The sequence below is a fragment of the Acidovorax sp. KPB24-07 genome (genome assembly GCF_057543315.1).
In genome coordinates this window covers 1-639 of sequence record NZ_BAAJYS010000902.1, presented here as the reverse complement: position 1 = coordinate 639, position 639 = coordinate 1, and the positions used below count along the sequence as shown (strand labels likewise).

Genomic DNA, 639 nt, shown 5'->3' with positions numbered 1-639 from the left:
GTCCACGCCGGTCTCGGCCAGGGCGCGCAGGCCTTCGAGCGTCACGCCGCCGGAGATCTCCAGGATGGCGCGGCCGGCGTTCCGGCGCACGGCCTCGTGCAGCATCGGGAGCGGCATGTTGTCCAGCAGCAGCATCGTCGCGCCGGCATCCAGCGCCTCCTGCAGCTGCTCCAGCGTCTCGACCTCGATCTCCACGAAGGCTGCCTGCGCGGCCACGGCCTGCGCGGCGCGCAGCACGGCCGCCACGCCACCGGCGGCGGCGATGTGGTTTTCCTTGATGAGCACCGCGTCGTGCAGGCCGATGCGGTGGTTGGTGCCGCCGCCGGTGCGAACGGCGTATTTCTGCGCCAGCCGCAGGCCGGGCAGGGTCTTGCGCGTATCGACGATCTGCGCCCGCGTGCCGCGCACGGCCTCCACGTAGGTCGCCGTCTTGGTCGCCACGGCCGACAGCAGCTGCAGGAAGTTCAGCGCCGTGCGCTCGGCGCTCAGCAGCGCGCGGGCGCGGCCCTCCACCTCCAGCACCACCTGGTCGGGCGCGCAGCGCTCGCCTTCCTGCACGTGCCACACGATGCGCGCGGCCGGGTCCAGGGCCCGCACGGCCGCCTCGGCCCAGGCCGCCGCAGATCACCGCGCTTTTCG

At 73.7% G+C, this 639-nt stretch carries 1 pseudogene; it reads right to left on the bottom strand.

Annotated features, from left to right (window positions below):
• Positions 1 to 639 (bottom strand): annotated as a pseudogene (gene nadC, locus AC27IQ_RS26580) (carboxylating nicotinate-nucleotide diphosphorylase); the annotation flags it as partial.